This window comes from Mycolicibacterium smegmatis (genome assembly GCF_001457595.1).
GTDB classification, from domain to species: domain Bacteria; phylum Actinomycetota; class Actinomycetes; order Mycobacteriales; family Mycobacteriaceae; genus Mycobacterium; species Mycobacterium smegmatis.
Genome location: NZ_LN831039.1, coordinates 6,451,396 through 6,472,549 on the forward strand (window position 1 = coordinate 6,451,396; position 21,154 = coordinate 6,472,549).

General features: G+C 67.9%; 12 protein-coding genes. 9 read left to right on the top strand and 3 right to left on the bottom strand.

What is annotated here, in order from left to right; translation table 11 throughout:
• Window positions 1–15: 15 nt before the first annotated feature.
• Genes AT701_RS31255 through AT701_RS31260 form a run of 3 tightly spaced genes read right to left on the bottom strand, consistent with a single transcriptional unit; the run spans window position 16 to window position 2,776 of the window.
• The gene (locus AT701_RS31255) at window positions 16–426 is read right to left on the bottom strand and encodes an ESX-1 secretion-associated protein (protein WP_011731246.1); all 411 of its coding nucleotides are present in this window, start codon (window positions 424–426) and stop codon (window positions 16–18) included.
• Window positions 327–917, bottom strand: a complete 591-nt coding sequence (locus AT701_RS34465; RefSeq protein ID WP_080590946.1) for an LppA family lipoprotein — start codon at window positions 915–917, stop codon at window positions 327–329. The genes AT701_RS31255 and AT701_RS34465 overlap by 100 nt, the downstream gene beginning before the upstream one ends.
• Window positions 918–952: 35 nt before the next feature.
• Complete coding sequence (locus AT701_RS31260) at window positions 953–2,776, bottom strand: alpha/beta hydrolase (RefSeq protein ID WP_011731247.1); 1,824 nt, start codon at window positions 2,774–2,776, stop codon at window positions 953–955.
• A gap of 205 nt (window positions 2,777–2,981) precedes the next feature.
• On the opposite strand from AT701_RS31260, the gene dprE1 reads away from it, so the two are divergent.
• From dprE1 to AT701_RS31305, 9 genes are all read left to right on the top strand, one after another.
• Complete coding sequence (gene dprE1, locus AT701_RS31265) at window positions 2,982–4,364, top strand: decaprenylphosphoryl-beta-D-ribose oxidase (RefSeq protein WP_058127776.1); 1,383 nt, start codon at window positions 2,982–2,984, stop codon at window positions 4,362–4,364.
• Between the two features lie 64 nt (window positions 4,365–4,428).
• The gene (locus AT701_RS31270) at window positions 4,429–4,890 is read left to right on the top strand and encodes a Fur family transcriptional regulator (RefSeq protein WP_081319631.1); all 462 of its coding nucleotides are present in this window, start codon (window positions 4,429–4,431) and stop codon (window positions 4,888–4,890) included.
• A 36-nt stretch (window positions 4,891–4,926) separates the two neighbouring features.
• Entirely contained in the window at window positions 4,927–7,146 is a 2,220-nt protein-coding gene (gene katG / locus AT701_RS31275) for a catalase/peroxidase HPI (protein ID WP_011731250.1), read from the top strand.
• A 129-nt stretch (window positions 7,147–7,275) separates the two neighbouring features.
• A complete protein-coding gene (dprE2, locus tag AT701_RS31280; RefSeq protein WP_011731251.1) occupies window positions 7,276–8,040 on the top strand; it encodes a decaprenylphospho-beta-D-erythro-pentofuranosid-2-ulose 2-reductase in 765 nt (254 codons plus the stop codon).
• Window positions 8,040–9,920 (top strand): galactan 5-O-arabinofuranosyltransferase, encoded by a 1,881-nt coding sequence (locus AT701_RS31285; protein ID WP_014878631.1) that lies wholly within the window; start codon window positions 8,040–8,042, stop codon window positions 9,918–9,920. The genes dprE2 and AT701_RS31285 overlap by 1 nt, the downstream gene beginning before the upstream one ends.
• Window positions 9,910–13,167: an arabinosyltransferase domain-containing protein gene (locus AT701_RS31290; protein ID WP_042510602.1), complete on the top strand. Its 3,258-nt coding sequence runs from the start codon at window positions 9,910–9,912 to the stop codon at window positions 13,165–13,167. Before AT701_RS31285 ends, AT701_RS31290 begins: the two co-directional genes overlap by 11 nt.
• A 133-nt stretch (window positions 13,168–13,300) precedes the next feature.
• Window positions 13,301–16,543: an arabinosyltransferase domain-containing protein gene (locus AT701_RS31295; protein WP_011731254.1), complete on the top strand. Its 3,243-nt coding sequence runs from the start codon at window positions 13,301–13,303 to the stop codon at window positions 16,541–16,543.
• 8 nt (window positions 16,544–16,551) lie between these two features.
• Window positions 16,552–19,764 (top strand): arabinosyltransferase domain-containing protein, encoded by a 3,213-nt coding sequence (locus AT701_RS31300; protein WP_058127778.1) that lies wholly within the window; start codon window positions 16,552–16,554, stop codon window positions 19,762–19,764.
• 145 nt (window positions 19,765–19,909) lie between these two features.
• On the top strand, window positions 19,910–21,148 hold the full coding sequence (locus AT701_RS31305; protein ID WP_014878633.1) for an MFS transporter: 1,239 nt from the start codon (window positions 19,910–19,912) through the stop codon (window positions 21,146–21,148).
• Window positions 21,149–21,154: the final 6 nt, after the last annotated feature.

The window sequence follows — 21,154 nt, forward strand, 5'->3', positions numbered from 1 at the left end:
GACATCCGGGAGCGATCAGTCCGTTCCTCCGACGGAACTGTCGAGGGCTCCGCCGGCTTCGTGATCCCGTCGTTCGTAGACATCGGCGGCAGTTCGCAGCCTGTCCCTGAGGCCTGTCAGATCGGTGCGTAACCGTTCTGCCTGAGAATGAGCGATGTCCACGAACTTGGCGAAACCTGGGGTGCCGGCTTCTTTCCACGCCGTCGTCTGGCCCGAGATGCCGTCAGCCATCGCCGTACGGCTGGACGAGGCCTCATGCGCAACCACGTCCATCTGGTCGGCCGAGCGGCGCACCTCGGCCGGCGTCACGTGTAGCTCAGGGTTCGTCACGATCCTCCCCTGCCCGTCGTTCTGGTGGGAACAGGTCCAGTTGTGGTCGGCAAGGGCGACGGCGCCGGTGTAGCGGTGGTGGCCGAACGGCGGCACTCGATTCTTCCGGCAATAACCGACGCTTCCGCAGTCCCGAATACAAGTGTCCGCCCGTCGTCGCTGCTGAACCGCACGTCGTGATTCCGACTGGCGTTCGCCATCACCGTGACGGTTCCCAGACCGGACTCCCTGGTCAGCCTCTCCACTACCGGGAATGCCGCTGCCCACTCGTCATCGGTGAGTGGGGCATCTGAGATGAGATTCTGTGTAGCCAGCGAAACGCCGCGGAGGCCACTTTCTTTCTGTACACATCCTGATCGAGATTCTTCACGGTTCCACCGCCAGGGTTGAGTCGCCGGTGCAAGCCGGGAAACTTCGTCACGCACCCGCTCCATCAGGTCCAACATTTCAATCCTGGAGTGCTCAATATCAGGGAGATCGGTCAAGTTGGCCACAGGTACATCCTCATTCAGAATCGGCGAGTCATATCCGCCATCGCCGTTACCACCACCGCATGCTGCGGCCACCATCAGGACCACACACGCCATTGCGCCTCGGATCCGTCTTGACGGGATTTGATTCGTCAACGCACCAACCTGTCCTCTCCATTCGGGCCCGGGACATCTGCGAGCCCTGCGGCGATCACCGCCAGGTTGTACGCAGGAGTTCTCAACACCTTCTCACCGCTTGGTAGTTCGACCGGACGCGGGTAATCCGCGTGAGCAACGGCCCCCTCGCGTGATACTCCATCCGGCGTCACTGCAGCATCCGCCGACAACTGTTCCAACGGGAGCGTCAAGGGGTTGGGCCCGAACTGGCCAAGGTCCCCTGCTGACGGCAGCGGTACGCCATTCCACGTGGGATCACCAGAAATCGGGTCGCCTGGCGCTGACATCACAAATGCACGGCCGTCGGCGAGAAACATGTCTGACTCATCTCGGATCGGTGCCATAACCTCGATCGGCACCCCTCGCGGAGAGATGTAGGTCTCGGTCGAGTCAGTGTGGCCGAGACCAGGCGAGCCGTAGAAAGCGGCATCGTCGACGACGCCGGTTTCGCCGAGCTCATAGAGGGCCTGGGCTGTGGTCAACGAACCATACGAATGACCGAAAGCCGACAAGTGGACGTCTGAGCCGTGTTCGTTCGTTGCGTTGATTCCACGATAGAAGTCGGCGAGATCCGGCGCAGCCTCGTTCGCTCTACGCTCGAAGCCGGCTTCCGCGACCGAAATATCGGTTCCGGGCGGCTCGTAGCCAAGCCACGCAATTGTGGCGACCTGCTCACCACTCCGTCCGGCCCGGTCGAGTTGCGTCTGAGCCTCCTGACGTAGGGCATCGGCTTCACTCACCATGCCACCCAGGCTTTCGGGCCTTGTACCGACGCCAGGTGTCGTCACGGTGACGTGTTCAGCCGTGTCCGGATTGCCTACGGCTATGGCAGCTCGCGGCTCGCGATCCTCCGGGAACTCCAGCAGCATCAGATACTTGTTCGGGTCATACTTCCCATCAACGGACAGGGCATCTTTCATCGCTTTGGCATCGTCGAGACGCCCTTGCCGCTCGAACATCATCTTGTTGTACGCGGCGTTCAACTGTGCACCGTTCCATCCTGGATGCTCCCGCCGGAACTCATCTCGGCTCGGCATCGCGTCGACGGCGGCTTGCGCCTCAGCGAGTTCCCGATCCAACGCTGCCTTGTTCACTTCACTGCGCACCGCCACGGGGACCCCATCCCGATTTCCGATCCAGTCCGGGTGCTCGGAAATGACCTTGGCCTGTTCCTCTTCGGAAAGTGCGTTCCACCAGGCATTCACATTCTCGGGGCTTACGCCTTCACCTTCCGGCGGGTAGGGAGCGGACAATCCTGACTGTTCGCGGCCCATCTCTTGCGCCGAAGCGAAATCGGAGGAGCCGCGCGCCGTTACGTCACCATTTTCGATGTGGCCGAACACCTCTGCACAGTCGGCATCGATGTCCTCTGCCTGATGGATCAGTGCCTTTGCGCGGGCTTCGATGTTCTCCGCGATGTGCTTCAGTTGTTCACGGTCGTCCGGCGACCCGCCGATCGTGACATCGCCGTTGTCCGCGAGGTGGAGCAACCCGCCCTGCGCGGCGACGTCTGCGCGGACGGCCTCGAGTTGGGATTGAAGCTTCGCGACTGCCGCCGCTGTTTCATCGGCGAGTTGAGCGACAGCTCCGATCACCGCCGCGTCGTCCAAGACGTTCGCCTTGGCCGTCCCGATACGCCCCCTGGCTGCGTCTGCGGCAGGAGAGTCCCAGCCCGGCAGCCTGGAGATCAACTCCAAGTCGGTCGCGACGCCCTCGATCGTCCTGAGCTCGTCACGCAACTCGAAAGCGATGGACTGCAATGCGCCCACGTTCCACGAGTCGATGTCGCTCAGTTGCACCCGATCCCCCTGGCATCACGTCAGGAAATATCTTATCCGCGCGTTTGCTGGCCCCATGCACCAAGTTCGCCGCCAGGTGAAGCTGCTCGAAACCGCGCCGAGAGGGACGAAAATGTCGTCCACAAACGCTGTGAACAGCATTTACGTCGATTTCGGCGGGTAAGACGACAGGTTGCGGGCAATGGGCGCGGTACCCTCACTGACGATGTCAACGACCGAGTTTCCGACCACCACCAAGCGCCTGATGGGCTGGGGGCGCACCGCGCCGACCGTCGCTTCGGTGCTCTCGACCAGCGACCCCGAGGTCATCGTCCGCGCTGTCACACGGGCAGCCGAAGAGGGTGGTCGTGGCGTCATCGCACGCGGGCTCGGACGCTCGTACGGGGACAACGCGCAGAACGGTGGCGGGCTGGTGATCGACATGCCCGCGCTCAACCGCATCCACTCGATCGACTCGGGCACCCGGCTGGTCGACGTCGACGCCGGGGTGAGCCTGGACCAGTTGATGAAAGCCGCGCTGCCCCACGGCTTGTGGGTTCCTGTGCTGCCCGGCACGCGCCAGGTCACGGTCGGCGGCGCGATCGGCTGCGACATCCACGGCAAGAACCACCACAGCGCAGGCAGTTTCGGCAACCACGTGCGTTCGATGGAACTGCTCACAGCCAACGGCGAGGTGCGCCACCTGACCCCCACGGGAGCGGACTCGGACCTGTTCTGGGCGACCGTCGGCGGCAACGGCCTGACCGGCATCATCCTGCGCGCCACGATCGAGATGACGCCGACGGAGACCGCGTACTTCATCGCCGACGGCGACGTCACGGGCAGCCTCGACGAGACCATCGCGTTCCACAGCGACGGCAGCGAGGCGAACTACACGTACTCGAGCGCGTGGTTCGACGCGATCAGCAAGCCGCCGAAACTCGGCCGCGCCGCGATATCGCGCGGGTCCCTGGCCAAGCTCGACCAGTTGCCACCCAAGCTGCAGAAGGATCCACTGAAATTCGATGCGCCGCAACTGCTCACGTTGCCGGACATCTTCCCGAACGGCCTGGCCAACAAGTTCACGTTCATGCCGATCGGCGAGCTGTGGTACCGCAAGTCGGGTACGTACCGCAACAAGGTGCAGAACCTGACGCAGTTCTACCATCCGCTCGACATGTTCGGTGAGTGGAACCGCGCCTACGGTTCGGCGGGTTTCCTGCAGTACCAGTTCGTGGTCCCCACCGAGGCCGTCGACGAGTTCAAGAGCATCATCGTCGACATCCAGCGGTCCGGGCACTACTCGTTCCTCAACGTGTTCAAGCTGTTCGGCCCGGGCAACCAGGCGCCGCTGAGCTTCCCGATCCCGGGCTGGAACGTGTGCGTGGACTTCCCGATCAAGGCGGGACTTCACGAGTTCGTCACCGAACTCGACAGGCGCGTACTGGAGTTCGGTGGCAGGCTGTACACGGCGAAGGACTCGCGCACCACGGCCGAGACCTTCCACGCGATGTACCCGCGCATCGACGAGTGGATCAGGATCCGCCGCAGCGTGGACCCGGACGGCGTCTTCGCGTCCGACATGGCCAGGCGCCTGCAACTGCTCTGACAGGCGCGAACGCGGCGAGAACTTTATTCTTGACTAATTCCAGAAAAGCAGTAGCCTTCTGGTCGTGAACCACACGACCGACTTCGAGCAGCTGCTTCGAAGTGCCGGCATGCGGGTGACCCGTCCCCGCATCGCGGTGTTGCGGGCCGTGTACGCACACCCGCACGCCGATACCGACACGGTCATCCGCGCGGTGCGCGAGGACCTGCCCGAGGTGTCGCACCAGGCGGTCTACGACTCGCTGCACGCGCTGGATGCGGCGCGCCTGGTGCGCCGCATCCAGCCGTCAGGTTCGGTGGCGCGCTACGAATCTCGCGTCGGCGACAACCATCACCACGTGGTCTGCCGGACGTGCGGCGACATCGCCGACGTGGACTGCGCGGTCGGCGATGCCCCGTGCCTGGCCGCGTCAGACCACCACGGCTACGCCATCGACGAGGCCGAGGTCATCTACTGGGGCACGTGCCCGGCGTGCGCGCAGGACCCCCACCGTGCGCAAGCACCAACTTCCCGATCACACCCGTGATCACAGCCCAATTCACCACTCCCGAAAGGAAATGCATTGCCTGAGGATCGCCCGATCGAAGACAGCCCGCCCATCGGAGAAGCTCAGACCGACGCGCCTGCGGGTGGTTGCCCGGCGGGTTTCGGCCGCATCAAGCCTCCGGTGGCCGGTGGCAGCAACCGTGACTGGTGGCCCAATCAGCTCAATCTGAAGATCCTGCAGAAGAACCCGGACGTCATCAATCCGCTGGACGAGGATTTCGACTACCGGTCCGCGGTTCAGAACCTCGATGTCGACGCGCTGCGCGCCGACATCGTCGAGGTCATGCACACGTCGCAGGACTGGTGGCCTGCCGACTTCGGCCACTACGGACCGCTGTTCATCCGCATGGCCTGGCACGCCGCGGGCACCTACCGCGTCAGTGACGGCCGCGGCGGTGCGGGCGCGGGCATGCAGCGCTTCGCGCCGCTGAACAGCTGGCCCGACAACGCGAGCCTGGACAAGGCCCGCCGCCTGCTGTGGCCGGTCAAGAAGAAGTACGGCAAGAACCTGTCGTGGGCCGACCTGATCGTGTATGCCGGCAATGTGGCGCTGGAGGACATGGGCTTCCGCACCGCCGGCTTCGCGTTCGGTCGCGAGGACCGCTGGGAGCCCGAGGAGGACGTGTACTGGGGTCCCGAGCAGGAATGGCTCGACGACAAGCGCTACACCGGTGAGCGTGACCTGGAGAACCCGCTTGCCGCGGTCCAGATGGGCCTCATCTACGTCAACCCCGAAGGCCCCAACGGCAATCCGGATCCGCAGGCCTCGGCCATCGACATCCGCGAGACGTTCGGCCGGATGGCGATGAACGACGTCGAGACCGCCGCGCTGATCGTCGGTGGCCACACCTTCGGCAAGACGCACGGCAACGGCGACGCCTCGCTGGTGGGCCCCGAGCCGGAAGCCGCCCCGCTCGAAGAGGTCGGCCTCGGCTGGCGCAACCCGCAGGGCACCGGCGTCGGCAAGGACGCCATCACCAGCGGTCTCGAGGTCACCTGGACCCACACGCCGACCAAGTGGGACAACAGCTTCCTGGAGATCCTGTACGGCAACGAGTGGGAGCTCACCAAGAGCCCCGCGGGCGCCAACCAGTGGAAGCCCAAGGACAACGGCTGGGCCAACTCGGTGCCGCTGGCCCACGAGGACGGCAAGACCCACCCGTCGATGCTGACCTCGGATCTCGCGCTGCGCGTCGACCCGATCTACGAGCAGATCACCCGTCGCTGGCTGGATCACCCCGAGGAACTTGCCGAGGAGTTCGCCAAGGCGTGGTTCAAGCTGCTGCACCGCGACATGGGTCCGGTGACCCGCTACCTGGGCCCCGAGGTGCCGAAGGACACCTGGCTGTGGCAGGACAACATCCCGGCGGGCAACGATCTGTCCGACGACGAGGTGGCCAAGCTCAAGGAGCTGATCGCCGACTCGGGTCTGACTGTGTCGCAGCTGGTTTCGACCGCGTGGAAGGCCGCGTCGACCTTCCGGTCGAGTGACCTGCGCGGCGGCGCCAACGGCGGCCGCATCCGCCTGCAGCCGCAGCTGGGCTGGGAGGCCAACGAGCCCGACGAGCTCGCCCAGGTGGTCCGCAAGTACGAGGAGATCCAGAAGGCGTCCGGCATCAACGTGTCGTTCGCCGACCTGGTGGTCCTCGGCGGCAACGTGGGTGTCGAGAAGGCCGCCAAGGCAGCCGGATTCGACGTCACCGTGCCGTTCACGCCGGGCCGTGGCGACGCCACCCAGGAAGAGACCGACGTCGACTCGTTCGCCTACCTGGAGCCCAAGGCCGACGGCTTCCGCAACTACCTGGGCAAGGGTTCGGACCTGCCCGCGGAGTTCAAGCTGATCGACCGGGCGAACCTGCTGGGCCTGTCGGCTCCTGAGATGACCACGCTCGTCGGCGGTCTGCGGGTGCTCGACGTCAACCACGGCGGTACCAAGCACGGCGTGCTGACCGACAAGCCGGGCGCGTTGACCACGGACTTCTTCGTCAACCTGCTCGACATGTCCACCGCATGGAAGCCCTCGCCTGCCGATGACGGCACCTACATCGGCACCGACCGTGCCACCGGTTCGCCCAAGTGGACCGGCACGCGTGTCGATCTGGTGTTCGCGTCGAACTCGCAGCTGCGGGCCCTGGCCGAGGTGTACGCGGAGGATGACTCCAAGGAGAAGTTCGTCAAGGACTTCGTCGCCGCGTGGACCAAGGTGATGGACGCCGACCGCTTCGACGTCGCCTGACACACAACCACCTGGACGCCCAGGCCGGCCTCACAGCCGGCCTGGGCGTTCGGTCTCGAGCGCAAGGACCGCACTTTGCGCCGCACGGTACCCTCGTCACGATGTCCCCGAGGCTTGGAGCTGCAGTAGATGGTGTTCGACGCCGTAGGTAACCCCCAGACGATCCTGCTGCTCGGCGGCACCTCCGAGATCGGGCTGGCAATCTGTGAGCGCTATCTGCGCAACGCATCCGCGCGCATCGTGCTGGCCGTGATGCCGGGAGATCCCGGCCGCGACGCGGCCGTGGAACAGATGCGCAAAGCCGGTGCGAGCGCGGTGGACGTGGTCGATTTCGACGCGCTCGACACCGAGAGCCACCCCGCGGTGATCGACCAGGCGTTCGCAGGCGGTGACGTGGATGTGGCGATCGTCGCATTCGGTCTGCTGGGTGACGCCGAGGAACTGTGGCAGAACCAGCGCAAGGCCGTGCAGATCGCCGGGGTCAACTACACCGCGGCGGTGTCGGTCGGCGTGCTGCTGGGCGAGAAGATGCGCGCACAGGGCTCCGGGCAGATCATCGCGATGAGCTCGGCGGCCGGTGAGCGCGTGCGCCGCTCCAACTTCGTCTACGGCTCCACCAAGGCCGGCCTGGACGGCTTCTACCTGGGCCTGGGCGAGGCCCTGCGCGAGTTCGGTGTGCGGGTGCTGGTGATCCGCCCCGGTCAGGTGCGCACCCGCATGAGCGCCCACGTCAAAGAGGCGCCGCTGACCGTGGACAAGGAGTACGTCGCCGAACTCGCGGTCACCGCGTCGGCGAAGGGCAAGGAACTGGTTTGGGCGCCAGGCGCATTCCGGTACGTGATGATGGTGTTGCGTCACATCCCGCGACCCATCTTCCGCAAGCTCCCCATCTGATGCCGGTGGCGGCCAGGGTTCTCGGCCAGATGGTGCTCGCCGTGCTGATGGCCTCGGCCGTCGCCGGTGTGGCGATCGCGGCGATCGCCCGCGTCGAATGGCCCGCCTACAACACGTCCAACCAGCTGCACGCGCTCACCACGGTGGGCCAGTTCGGTTGCCTGGCAGGCCTGTTCGCAGCCGGACTGCTGTGGCGGCGCGGCCGCAGGACGCTGGCGCGCCTGGGTGCGCTGGCGTTCATCTCGGCGTTCTCGGTGGTGACGCTCGCGATGCCGCTGGGTGCGACAAAGCTGTACCTGTTCGGGGTCTCGGTCGATCAGCAGTTCCGCACCGAGTACCTCACCCGGCTCACCGACACGGCCGGTCTGCACGACATGACCTACATCGGCCTGCCGCCGTTCTACCCCGCGGGCTGGTTCTGGCTGGGCGGGCGGATCGCCGCGGCCACCGGCACGCCGGCGTGGGAGATGTTCAAACCCTGGTCGATCGTGTCGATCACGATCGCTGTGGCGCTCGCACTTGTGTTGTGGGCGGCCATGATCCGTTTCGAGTACGCACTCGTGGCGACCGCGGCGAGCACAGCGGCCATGCTGGCGTACGCCTCCACCGAGCCGTACGCGGCGATCATCACGGTGCTGATGCCGCCGGTGTTCGTGCTGGCCTGGGCCGGGCTGCGTGCCCGCACGCGCGGCGGCGGGTGGGCCGCGATCGTCGGCGTCGGCATCTTCCTGGGTGTAGCTGCGCTGTTCTACACACTGCTGCTGGTCTACGCGGCGTTCACGCTGACGATCATGGCGCTGTGCGTGGCGGTCGCCCGCAGGCACATCGACCCACTGCTGCGGCTCGCGGTGATCGCGGTGATCTCCGGGGCCATCGCGCTGCTCACGTGGGCCCCGTACCTACTGGCCGCGATGCGCGGCGAACCGGCCGATTCGGGAACCGCGCAGCACTACCTGCCCGACGCGGGCGCCGAACTGCACTTCCCGATGTTCAGCCTCACGCTGCACGGCGCGCTGTGCATGCTGGGCACCGTGTGGCTCGTGGTGCGGGCCCGCACCTCGACACGCGCCGGGGCGCTCGCGGTGGCCGTGGTCGCGGTGTACGCGTGGTCACTGCTGTCGATGCTCACGACGCTTGCGGGCACCACGCTGCTGTCCTTCCGCCTCCAGCCCACGCTGACCGTGCTGCTCACCACAGCGGGTGCGTTCGGGTTCATCGAGGCCACACTCGCGATCGCCCACCGGTATCGGCCCGAGACGTCGCGCCGCGTCGTCGCCGCCGCGACCGCGGTGGGCGCGATCGGCGCCGTCACGTTCAGCCAGGACATCCCCGACGTGCTGCGACCCGACATCAACGTGGCCTACACCGACACCGACGGCACCGGCCAGCGCGCCGACCGCAGGCCACCGGGCGCCGAGCGCTACTACCGCGAGATCGACGCCAAGATCCTCGAGGTCACCGGCGTCCCGCGTAACCAGACCGTGGTGCTCACGGCCGACTACAGCTTCCTGTCCTTCTACCCGTACTACGGCTTCCAAGGGCTCACGTCGCACTACGCCAACCCGCTCGCGCAGTTCGACAAGCGCGCCGCCGCGATCGAAGGCTGGGCGACCCTGGGCTCGGCCGATGACTTCGTCGCCGCACTCGACGAGCTGCCGTGGGAACCGCCCACGGTGTTCCTGATGCGCCACGGCGCCAATGACACCTACACGCTGCGCCTGGCATCCGACGTGTATCCCAACCAGCCCAACGTGCGGCGCTATCACGTCGAACTGGACTCTGCGGTGTTCGACGATCCGCGGTTCGAGGTGTCCGACCACGGTCCGTTCGTGCTCGCGATCAGGAAACCCGGGGGAAAGCCGGAGACCGATGGCCACTGATATCCCGTTAGCATCGAAGCCCGTGACCGGTCCGCATGCAGCGGGTGGCAGCAACCACCGCACCGCGCGGCTCGTCGCGATCATCGCCGGACTTCTCGGCACGCTGATGGCGATCGCGACGCCGCTGCTGCCGGTCGAGCAGACCACCGCCGAGCTCAACTGGCCGCAGAACGGCGTCTGGCAGAGCGTCGACGCGCCGCTGATCGGCTACGTCGCGACCGACCTGACCGTCACCGTGCCGTGCCAGGCCGCCGCGGGCCTGGTGGGACCGGAGAACCGCAACCGCAGCGTGCTGTTGTCGACGGTGCCCAAGCAGGCCCCCAAGGCCATCGACCGCGGCCTGCTGATCGAACGCATCAACAACGACCTCACGGTCATCGTGCGCAACACCCCGGTCGTCAGCGCACCGCTGGAGCAGGTGCTCAGCCCCGACTGCCGGTACCTGACGTTCACCGCGCACGCCGACAAGGTGACCGGTGAGTTCGTCGGCCTCACGCAGGGTCCCGATGACGACGACCCGGGCGAGGCGGTGCGCGGCGAGCGCAGCGGCTACGACTTCCGTCCCCAGATCGTCGGTGTGTTCACCGACCTGTCCGGCCCGGCGCCCGAAGGGCTGCAGTTGTCGGCGACCATCGACACGCGCTACAGCACGTCGCCGACCCTGCTGAAACTGCTCGCGATGATCGTGGGCGTCGCGATGACCGTCATCGCGCTCGGCGCGCTGCACGTGCTGGACTGCGCCGACGGCCGGCGCCACAAGCGCTTCCTGCCGTCGCGCTGGTGGTCGATGACGCCGCTGGACGGGCTGGTCAGCGCGATGCTGGTGTGGTGGCACTTCGTCGGCGCCAACACGGCCGACGACGGCTACATCCTGACCATGGCCCGTGTGTCCGAGCACGCCGGCTACATGGCCAACTACTACCGCTGGTTCGGTACGCCTGAGTCGCCGTTCGGCTGGTACTACGACCTGCTGGCGTTGTGGGCGCACGTGTCGACGGCCAGCGTGTGGATGCGCTTCCCCACGCTGCTCATGGGTCTGGCCTGCTGGTGGGTGATCAGCCGCGAGGTCATCCCGCGCCTGGGCGCCGCCGCCAAGCACAGCCGCGCCGCGGCATGGACCGCCGCGGGCCTGTTCCTGGCGTTCTGGCTGCCGCTCAACAACGGGTTGCGCCCCGAGCCCATCATCGCGCTGGGCATCCTGCTGACGTGGTGCTCGGTGGAGCGCGGCGTCGCGACCAGCAGGCTGCTGCCGGTGGCCGTCGCCATCATCATCGGTGCACTCACGCTGTTCTCCGGCCCCACCGGCATCGCCGCTGTCGGCGCCCTGCTGGTCGCCATCGGACCGCTGAAAACCATTGTGGCCGCGCATGTTTCACGGTTCGGCTATTGGGCACTGCTGGCGCCGATCGCCGCGGCGGGCACCGTCACGATCTTCCTGATCTTCCGCGACCAGACCCTGGCCGCCGAACTGCAGGCCAGCAGCTTCAAGTCGGCCGTCGGCCCCAGCCTGGCCTGGTTCGACGAGCACATCCGCTACTCACGCCTGTTCACCACAAGCCCCGACGGTTCGGTGGCGCGGCGCTTCGCGGTGCTCACGCTGCTGCTCGCGCTGGCGGTGTCGATCGCGATGACGCTGCGCAAGGGCCGCATCCCCGGCACCGCGCTGGGCCCGAGCAGACGCATCATCGGCATCACGATCATCTCGTTCCTCGCGATGATGTTCACCCCGACCAAGTGGACCCACCACTTCGGTGTGTTCGCCGGCCTCGCGGGGTGCCTCGGCGCCCTGGCCGCCGTCGCGGTCACCACGACCGCGATGAAGTCGCGGCGTAACCGCACGGTGTTCGGCGCGGCAGTGCTGTTCGTGACGGCGCTGTCGTTCGCGACGGTCAACGGCTGGTGGTACGTGTCCAATTTCGGTGTGCCCTGGTCGAACTCGTTCCCCGAGTTCAAGTTCGGGTTCACCACGATGCTGCTGGGCCTGTCGGTGCTCGCGCTGCTGGTCGCGGCATGGTTCCACTTCAGCGGGCGCGACGTCTCGCCCGACCGGCCGCAACGGCGCTGGCAGCGCCTTCTGGTCGCCCCGCTCGCGGTCGCCACGTGGGCACTGGTGATCTTCGAGGTGGTCTCGCTGACGCTGGGGATGATCAACCAGTACCCGGCGTGGTCGGTGGGCCGCTCCAACCTCAACGCCCTGACCGGCAAGACCTGCGGACTGGCCAACGACGTGCTGGTCGAGCAGAACGCCAACGCGGGCATGCTCACCCCGATCGGTGAGCCGGCCGGTCAGGCGCTCGGCGCCGTGACCTCGCTGGGCTTCGGGCCGAACGGCATCCCCTCGGATGTCTCCGCGGACCCCGTCATGGAGCAGCCCGGCACGGACAACTTCGCCGACAGCGACTCCGGCGTCGTCACCGGCACCGAGGTCGGCACCGAAGGCGGCACCACAGCTGCCGCGGGCATCAACGGATCCCGCGCGCGCCTGCCGTACGGCCTGAACCCGGCCACCACGCCGGTGCTCGGTTCGTGGCGTTCGGGCACACAGCAGCCCGCGGTGCTGCGCTCGGCGTGGTACCGGCTGCCCGACCGCGACCAGGCGGGCCCGCTGCTCGTGGTGTCGGCCGCCGGTCGGTTCGACCAGGGCGAGGTCGAGGTGCAGTGGGCCACCGACGAGCAGGCCGCGGCCAACGAGCCGGGCGGCAGCATCACCTTCGGTGACGTCGGCGCGGCCCCGGCCTGGCGCAACCTGCGCGCCCCGCTGAGCTCGATCCCGCCCGAGGCCACCCAGATCCGGCTGGTCGCCAGCGACGACGATCTCGCACCCCAGCACTGGATCGCCCTGACCCCGCCGCGCATCCCCGAGCTGCGCACGCTGCAGGAGGTCGTCGGATCGTCCGACCCGGTGATGCTGGACTGGCTCGTAGGCCTGGCGTTCCCGTGCCAGCGGCCGTTCGACCACCGCTACGGCGTCGTCGAGGTGCCCAAGTGGCGCATCCTGCCGGACCGGTTCGGCGCCGAGGCCAATTCGCCGGTCATGGACTACCTGGGCGGCGGCCCGCTCGGCATCACCGAGCTGCTGCTGCGCCCGTCGTCGGTGCCGACCTACCTCAAGGACGACTGGTACCGCGACTGGGGCTCGTTGCAGCGGCTGACGCCGTGGTACCCGGACGCCCAGCCGGCGCGCCTGGACCTCGGCACGGCCACGCGCAGCGGCTGGTGGAGCCCGGCGCCCCTGCGGCTGAGTTGAGCGGCTGAGCTAGCGGCTGAGCGATCACGGTAGGGCCGACGCGCGCCCGCATGGCCGACGCTCACATGCGGGTCGCATACCATCGAGCCTCGTGCCGGGCGATGAACAGCGTGAGCGAACAGCAGATGACGCAGTGACCGAACCGTCCCGCATCGCACGCCTGATCGCTGTCGTCGCCGGCATCGCGGGCGTGTTGTTGTGCGGTCTGGTTCCACTGCTCCCGGTGGAGGAGACCACCGCGACCGTCCTGTGGCCGCAGGGTGTGGGTGCCGACGGCAACGTCACCGAACTGACGGCGCCGCTGGTGGCCGGGGCGCCGCGGGCACTCGACGTCACGATCCCGTGCCGCGCCGTGGCCGAGCTTCCCGCCGACGGCGGCGTGGTGTTCTCGACGAACCCGGCAGGCGGCATCGAGGCCGGCCGCAACGGCATGTTCATCCGCGCCAACGCCGACGTGGTCTACGTCGCGTTCCGCGACACGGTCGCCGCGGTCGCACCGCGTGAGGCCGTCGATTCCGGCGCGTGCAGCGAGATCCACGTCTGGGCCGACGTCAGCGCGGTGGGCGCCGACTTCGCCGGTATCCCCGACGCCAGCGGAACCCTGCCCGTCGACAAGCGCCCCCAGGTCTCGGGTGTCTTCACCGACCTCAAGGTGCCCGCGCAGCCCGGCCTGGCCGCGCGCATCGACATCGACACCCGCTTCATCACGTCACCGACCCTGCTGAAGACCGCCGTGATGGTGCTCGGCCTCGCGTGCGTCATCGGGTCGATCGTCGCGCTGGCCCTGTTGGACCGCGGATGGCGCAGGCGCCCGCCGCGCACGCGCGGACGCGCCGGGCTGTGGACGTGGATCACCGACACCGGCGTGATCGGCGGCCTGCTCATCTGGCACATCGTCGGCGCGCCCACGTCCGACGACGGCTACAACATGACCATCGCCCGGGTGGCGTCCGAGGCGGGTTACACGACGAACTACTACCGCTACTTCGGCGCGTCCGAGGCCCCGTTCGACTGGTACCAGAGCGTGCTGTCGCACCTGGCCTCGATCAGCACCGCGGGCGTGTGGATGCGGCTGCCCGCCACGGCGGCCGCTATCGCGACGTGGCTGATCATCAGCCGCTGCGTGCTGCCCCGCATCGGCAGGCGCGTCGCGGCCAACCGCGTCGCGATGCTCACCGCGGGTGCGACGTTCCTGGCCGCGTGGCTGCCGTTCAACAACGGTTTGCGTCCCGAACCGCTGATCGCGTTCGCGGTGATCACGGTGTGGATGCTGGTGGAGAACTCCATCGGCACGCGGCGCCTGTGGCCCGCGGCCGTCGCGATCGTCATCGCGATGTTCTCCGTCACACTCGCCCCGCAGGGCCTGATCGCGCTGGCGCCGCTGCTGGTCGGCGCGCGCGCCATCGGCCGCGTCGTCACCGCCCGCCGTGCGGGCACCGGGATCCTGGCGTCCCTGGCCCCGCTCGCGGCGTCGGTCGCCGTGGTCTTCGTGATCATCTTCCGCGATCAGACCCTGGCCACGGTCGCCGAGTCGGTGCGCATCAAGTACGTCGTGGGACCGACCATCCCCTGGTACCAGGAATTCCTGCGGTACTACTTCCTCACGGTCGAGGACAGCGTCGACGGATCCCTGACCCGCCGATTCGCGGTGCTGGTGCTGCTGCTGTGCCTGTTCGGCCTCATCATGGTGCTGCTGCGCCGCGGCCGGGTGCCCGGCGCGGTGAGCGGGCCGCTGTGGCGGCTGTGCGGATCGACCGCGATCGGCCTGCTGCTGTTGATCCTCACCCCCACCAAGTGGGCGATCCAGTTCGGCGCGTTCGCGGGCCTGGCCGGCGCCCTCGGTGGTGTGACGGCATTCGCGTTCGCGCGCGTGGGCCTGCACAGCCGACGCAACCTCGCGCTGTACGTCACCGCGCTGCTGTTCATCCTGGCGTGGGCCACCTCGGGCCTCAACGGCTGGTTCTACGTCGGCAACTACGGCGTGCCGTGGTTCGACAAGCAGCCTGTGATCGCGCATTACCCGGTCACCACGATCTTCCTGGTGCTCGCGATCGTCGGCGGTCTGCTCGCAGGCTGGCTGCACTTCCGCATGGACTACGCGGGGCACACCGAGGTGGCCGACACCGGCAGAAACCGCGCGCTCGCCTCGACGCCGCTGTTGATCGTCGCGACCATCATGGTGGTGCTCGAACTCGGCTCGATGGTCAAGGCCACCGTGGGCCGCTACCCCGTCTACACCGTGGGCTCGGCCAACATCGCCGCGCTGCGCTCGGCCGGCGACAGCTGTGCGATGGCCGACGCCGTGCTGGTCGAGGCCGACCCCAACGAGGGCATGCTGCAACCGGTTCCGGGCCAGCGCTTCGGCGAGTACGGCCCGCTGGGCGGCGAGGACCCCGTCGGCTTCACCCCCAACGGCGTCAGCGACACCCTCGAACCCGCCGAGCCCGTCGCGGCCAACCCGGGCACCCCGAACTCCGACGGGCCGGTCGACAAGCCCAACATCGGCATCGGCTACGCCGCGGGCACCGGCGGCGGCTACGGCCCCGAGGGCGTCAACGGGTCGCGGGTGTTCCTGCCCTTCGGCCTGGACCCGTCCCGCACCCCGGTGATGGGCAGCTACGGCGAGAACAAGCTGGCCGCCAAGGCCACGTCGGCCTGGTACCAGCTGCCGCCCCGCACGCCGGACCGCCCGCTGGTGACCGTCGCCGCGGCAGGCGCCATCTGGTACTACGAGGAAGACGGCTCGTTCAACTACGGCCAGTCGCTCAAGCTGCAGTGGGGTGTGCACCGGCCCGACGGCACCTACCAGGCGCTGTCGGAGGTCCAGCCCATCGACATCTTCCAGCAGAAGGCGTGGCGCAACCTGCGGTTCCCGCTCGCGTGGGCGCCGCCGGAGGCCAACGTCGCGCGCATCGTCGCCGACGACCCCAACCTGTCCGAGGACCAGTGGTTCGCGTTCACGCCGCCGCGCGTTCCGGTGCTGCAGACCGCGCAGCAGTTCCTCGGATCGCAGACCCCGGTGCTCATGGACATCGCCACGGCCGCGAACTTCCCGTGCCAGCGGCCATTCGCCGAGCGGCTCGGTGTCGCCGAGTTGCCCGAGTACCGCATCATCCCCAACTTCAAGCAGATGGTGGTGTCGTCCAACCAGTGGCAGTCCGCCGCCGACGGTGGGCCGTTCCTGTTCATCCAGGCGCTGCTGAGGACCGAGGCGATCCCGACCTATCTGCGTGACGACTGGTACCGCGACTGGGGCTCGATCGAGCGCTACATCCGGGTGGTACCGCAGGAGCAGGCGCCCACAGCCGCCATCGAGGAAGGATCGACGCGAGTGTTCGGATGGAGTCGCGGCGGACCGATCAGGGCACTGCCGTGAGCGGCAACATGGATGAAGCCGTGAGCGCCGGCAAGGACGTGCGGATCGCACGCTGGGTCGCCACCATCGCGGGCCTGCTCGGATTCGTGCTCTCCGTGTCCATCCCGCTGCTGCCGGTCACGCAGACCACGGCCACGCTGAACTGGCCGCAGCAGGGCAGGCTCGACAACGTCACCGCTCCGCTGATCTCGCAGGCCCCGTTGGAGCTGACCGCGACCGTGCCGTGCTCGGTGGTGCGCGACCTGCCCCCCGAGGGCGGCCTGGTGTTCGGCACCGCACCCGCCGAGGGCCGCGACGCCGCACTCAACGCGATGCTGGTCAACGTCACCGAGACCCGCGTCGACGTGATCGTGCGCAACGTCGTCGTCGCGAGCGTGAACCGCGACCGCGTCGCGGGACCTGACTGCCAACGCATCGAGATCACGTCGAACCTGGATGGCACCTACGCCGATTTCGTCGGTCTCACACAGATTTCCGGCGAGGACGCGGGCAAGCTGCAGCGCACCGGCTACCCCGACCCGAATCTGCGGCCCGCGATCGTCGGTGTGTTCACCGACCTCACCGGCCCTGCGCCGCAGGGACTGTCGGTGTCGGCGGAGATCGACACGCGCTTCACGACGCACCCCACGGCGCTCAAGCTCGCGGCCATGCTGCTGGCGATCGTGTCGACCGTCATCGCGCTGCTGGCGTTGTGGCGCCTCGACCGGCTCGACGGGCGGCGCATGCACCGCCTGATCCCGACGCGCTGGCGCACGGTCACCGCGGTCGACGGCGTGGTGGTCGGCGGCATGGCGATCTGGTACGTGATCGGCGCCAACTCGTCCGACGACGGCTACATCCTGCAGATGGCGCGCACGGCCGAGCACGCGGGCTACATGGCGAACTACTTCCGCTGGTTCGGCAGCCCCGAGGACCCGTTCGGCTGGTACTACAACGTGCTGGCGCTCATGACCAAGGTGAGCGACGCCAGCATCTGGATCCGATTGCCCGACTTGATCTGTGCCCTGATCTGCTGGCTGCTGCTGTCCCGTGAGGTGCTGCCGCGGCTGGGACCCGCGGTGGCCGGCAGTCGCGCGGCGATGTGGGCCGCGGGCCTGGTGCTGCTTGGTGCGTGGATGCCGTTCAACAACGGCCTGCGCCCCGAGGGCCAGATCGCCACGGGCGCGCTGATCACCTATGTCCTGATCGAACGCGCCGTCACCTCGGGCCGGCTCACCCCGGCGGCGCTGGCCATCACGACGGCCGCGTTCACGCTCGGTATCCAGCCGACCGGTCTGATCGCCGTCGCCGCACTGCTGGCCGGTGGCCGTCCGATCCTGCGCATCGTCATGCGCCGCCGTCGCCTCGTCGGGACCTGGCCGCTGATCGCGCCACTGCTGGCCGCGGGCACCGTGATCCTGGCCGTGGTGTTCGCCGACCAGACCATCGCAACGGTGCTGGAGGCCACCAGGATCCGCACCGCGATCGGGCCCAGCCAGGAGTGGTGGACCGAGAACCTGCGCTACTACTACCTGATCCTGCCGACCACCGACGGCGCGATCTCGCGGCGCGTGGCGTTCGTGTTCACCGCGATGTGCCTGTTCCCCTCGCTGTTCATGATGTTGCGGCGCAAGCACATCGCGGGCGTCGCACGCGGCCCGGCCTGGCGCCTGATGGGCATCATCTTCGCCACCATGTTCTTCCTGATGTTCACGCCCACCAAGTGGATCCACCACTTCGGCCTGTTCGCCGCGGTGGGCGGTGCGATGGCCGCGCTGGCGACCGTGCTGGTGTCGCCCACGGTGCTGCGCTCGGCGCGCAACCGGATGGCGTTCCTGTCGCTCGTGTTGTTCGTGCTGGCGTTCTGCTTCGCCTCCACCAACGGCTGGTGGTACGTGTCGAACTTCGGTGCGCCGTTCAACAATTCGGTGCCCAAGGTCGGCGGTGTCCAGATCAGCGCGATCTTCTTCGCGCTGTCGGCGATCGCGGCCCTGTGGGCGTTCTGGTTGCACCTGACGCGTCGCACCGAATCCCGTGTGGTGGACCGGTTGACCGCGGCGCCCATCCCCGTCGCGGCCGGGTTCATGGTCGTGGTGATGATGGCGTCCATGGCGATCGGCGTGGTGCGCCAGTACCCGACGTACTCCAACGGGTGGGCCAACATCCGCGCGTTCGCGGGCGGTTGCGGCCTGGCCGACGACGTTCTGGTGGAACCGGATTCGAACGCGGGCTTCCTCACGCCGCTGCCCGGCGCGTACGGTCCGCTTGGCCCGCTGGGCGGCGAGGACCCGCAGGGCTTCTCCCCCGACGGTGTTCCCGACCGCATCATCGCCGAGGCCATCCGCCTCAACAATCCGCAGCCGGGCACCGATTACGACTGGAACCGACCGATCAAGCTCGACGAGCCGGGCATCAACGGTTCCACCGTGCCGCTGCCCTACGGCCTCGACCCCAAGCGGGTCCCGGTCGCGGGTACGTACTCCACCGAGGCGCAACAGGAGAGCAGGCTGTCCTCGGCGTGGTACGAGCTTCCAGCCCTCGACGAGACCGAACGGGCTGCGCATCCGCTGGTGGTCATCACCGCCGCGGGCACCATCACCGGCGAGAGCGTCGCCAACGGCCTGACGACCGGCCAGACCGTGGACCTGGAGTACGCGACCCGCGGCCCGGACGGCACCCTGGTGCCCGCGGGCCGGGTGACACCGTACGACGTGGGGCCCACCCCGTCGTGGCGCAACCTGCGCTACCCGCGCTCGGAGATCCCCGACGATGCCGTCGCGGTGCGCGTGGTGGCCGAGGATCTGTCACTGAGCCAGGGCGACTGGATCGCGGTGACCCCGCCGCGGGTGCCCGAGCTGCAGTCGGTGCAGGAGTACGTCGGCTCCGATCAGCCCGTGCTGATGGACTGGGCCGTGGGTCTGGCGTTCCCGTGCCAGCAGCCCATGCTGCACGCCAACGGCGTCACCGAGGTGCCCAAGTTCCGCATCTCGCCGGACTACTACGCCAAGCTGCAGAGCACCGACACGTGGCAGGACGGCATCAACGGCGGCCTGCTGGGCATCACCGACCTGCTGCTGCGGGCCTCGGTGATGTCGACCTACCTGTCGCAGGACTGGGGCCAGGACTGGGGTTCGTTGCGCAAGTTCGACACCGTCGTCGAAGCGACGCCTGCCGAACTCGATTTCGGCTCCCAGACCCACAGCGGTCTCTACAGCCCGGGGCCTTTGCGCATCCGACCTTGACATGTAACCGCCGAGCGTGCGGTTTCATACGCGACTCGCGCACGATCGCGTACGGGACCGCACGCTCGGCGGTGGTCGCGAGCTGACTTTCATGCGCGCGGTGCGCCATAATGGTCAATAGACTTATTGACATACCATTGGGGCGATGCGGGGCGATGTGAGACGGTACCTGGCTGCCACGTTCAGCGCCCTGACCATCCGTGACTACCGCCGATACGCGCTGGGGCAGACGATCTCCGTCAGCGGCACCTGGATGCAGAAGCTCACGCAGGCCTGGCTGGTGCTCGAACTCACCGACTCACCCCTGCTGCTCGGCGTCACCGTCGCGGGCCAGCAGTTGCCCACCCTGCTGTTCACCACACTCGCCGGTGTGCTGGCCGACCGGTACAGCAAGCGCACGATCCTGCTGTGGACCGCGCTCGGCGGCATGCTCCCCGCACTGGTGCTGGGCGTCCTGGTGTGGATCGACGTCGTCAACATCTGGATCGTCCTGGCGGCCGCCGTGGCCCAGGGCTTCGCCGACGCTGTCGACAAACCCGCGCGTCTGACGTTCGTCAACGACATCGCCACGCCGGAAACTTTGGCCAACGCCGTCACGCTCAACAGCATCATCCAGAACAGCGGCAAGATCGCCGGTCCGGCCGTCGCGGGCGTGCTGATCTCGGCGGTCGGCGTATCGGCGTCGTTCTTCCTCAACGCGGCGTCCTACCTACCGGTGGTGATCGCGCTGCTGCTGATCCGGCCCCACGCACCGGTGATCACCGGAAACGTCTCCGCCAAGGGACATCTCGGCGAGACCCTGCGCTACGTGTCGGCGCGCCCGCACATCGCCGCGGCACTGGTCCTCATGGCGGTGTCCGGTCTGCTGGCGTTCAACTGGAATGTCCTGCTGCCCACGCTGGCCCGCGACACGTTCGGCGGCGATGCCCGCGTGGTGGGGTTCGCCTTCACGAGCATGGGCGTCGGCGCGGTGTTCGGCGGGCTGGCGCTGGCCGGTGTCCTGCGGGGCACGTCGAAGTGGTTGATCCTCAACGGATGTGTGCTGGGCGCCGCCCTCGCACTGACGGGCCTGATGCCGACCGTGACCATCGCGTACGCCTTGCTGTTCGTGGTCGGCGCGGCGAGCGTGACGTTCCGGTCCACCGCGACGACGCTGCTGCAGCTGTACTCCGATCCTGGCGTCCGTGGCCGGATCATCTCGCTGCTCGTGCTCGCGACCAACGGCACCACGCCTGTGGGCGGCCCGATGATCGGCTGGATCTGCACGCACGCCAACCCCAGGGTCGCGTGCCTGGTCGGCGGCCTGGGCACCGTGGCCGCCGCGCTCGCGCACTGGGCCTACCTCAGGAAGGCCGGTACACGAAAAGACCCGATCCCCCTGTAGTGCAGG

Bases quoted from the DNA above. Each gene is read 5' to 3' on its own strand.
- AT701_RS34465 (WP_080590946.1), bottom strand. From the start codon at position 917: ATGGCGTGTGTGGTCCTGATGGTGGCCGCAGCATGCGGTGGTGGTAAC.
- dprE1 (WP_058127776.1), top strand. From the start codon at position 2,982: ATGTCAACGACCGAGTTTCCGACCACCACCAAGCGCCTGATGGGCTGG.
- dprE2 (WP_011731251.1), top strand. From the start codon at position 7,276: ATGGTGTTCGACGCCGTAGGTAACCCCCAGACGATCCTGCTGCTCGGC.
- AT701_RS31285 (WP_014878631.1), top strand. From the start codon at position 8,040: ATGCCGGTGGCGGCCAGGGTTCTCGGCCAGATGGTGCTCGCCGTGCTG.
- AT701_RS31290 (WP_042510602.1), top strand. From the start codon at position 9,910: ATGGCCACTGATATCCCGTTAGCATCGAAGCCCGTGACCGGTCCGCAT.
- AT701_RS31300 (WP_058127778.1), top strand. From the start codon at position 16,552: ATGGATGAAGCCGTGAGCGCCGGCAAGGACGTGCGGATCGCACGCTGG.
- AT701_RS31305 (WP_014878633.1), top strand. From the start codon at position 19,910: ATGCGGGGCGATGTGAGACGGTACCTGGCTGCCACGTTCAGCGCCCTG.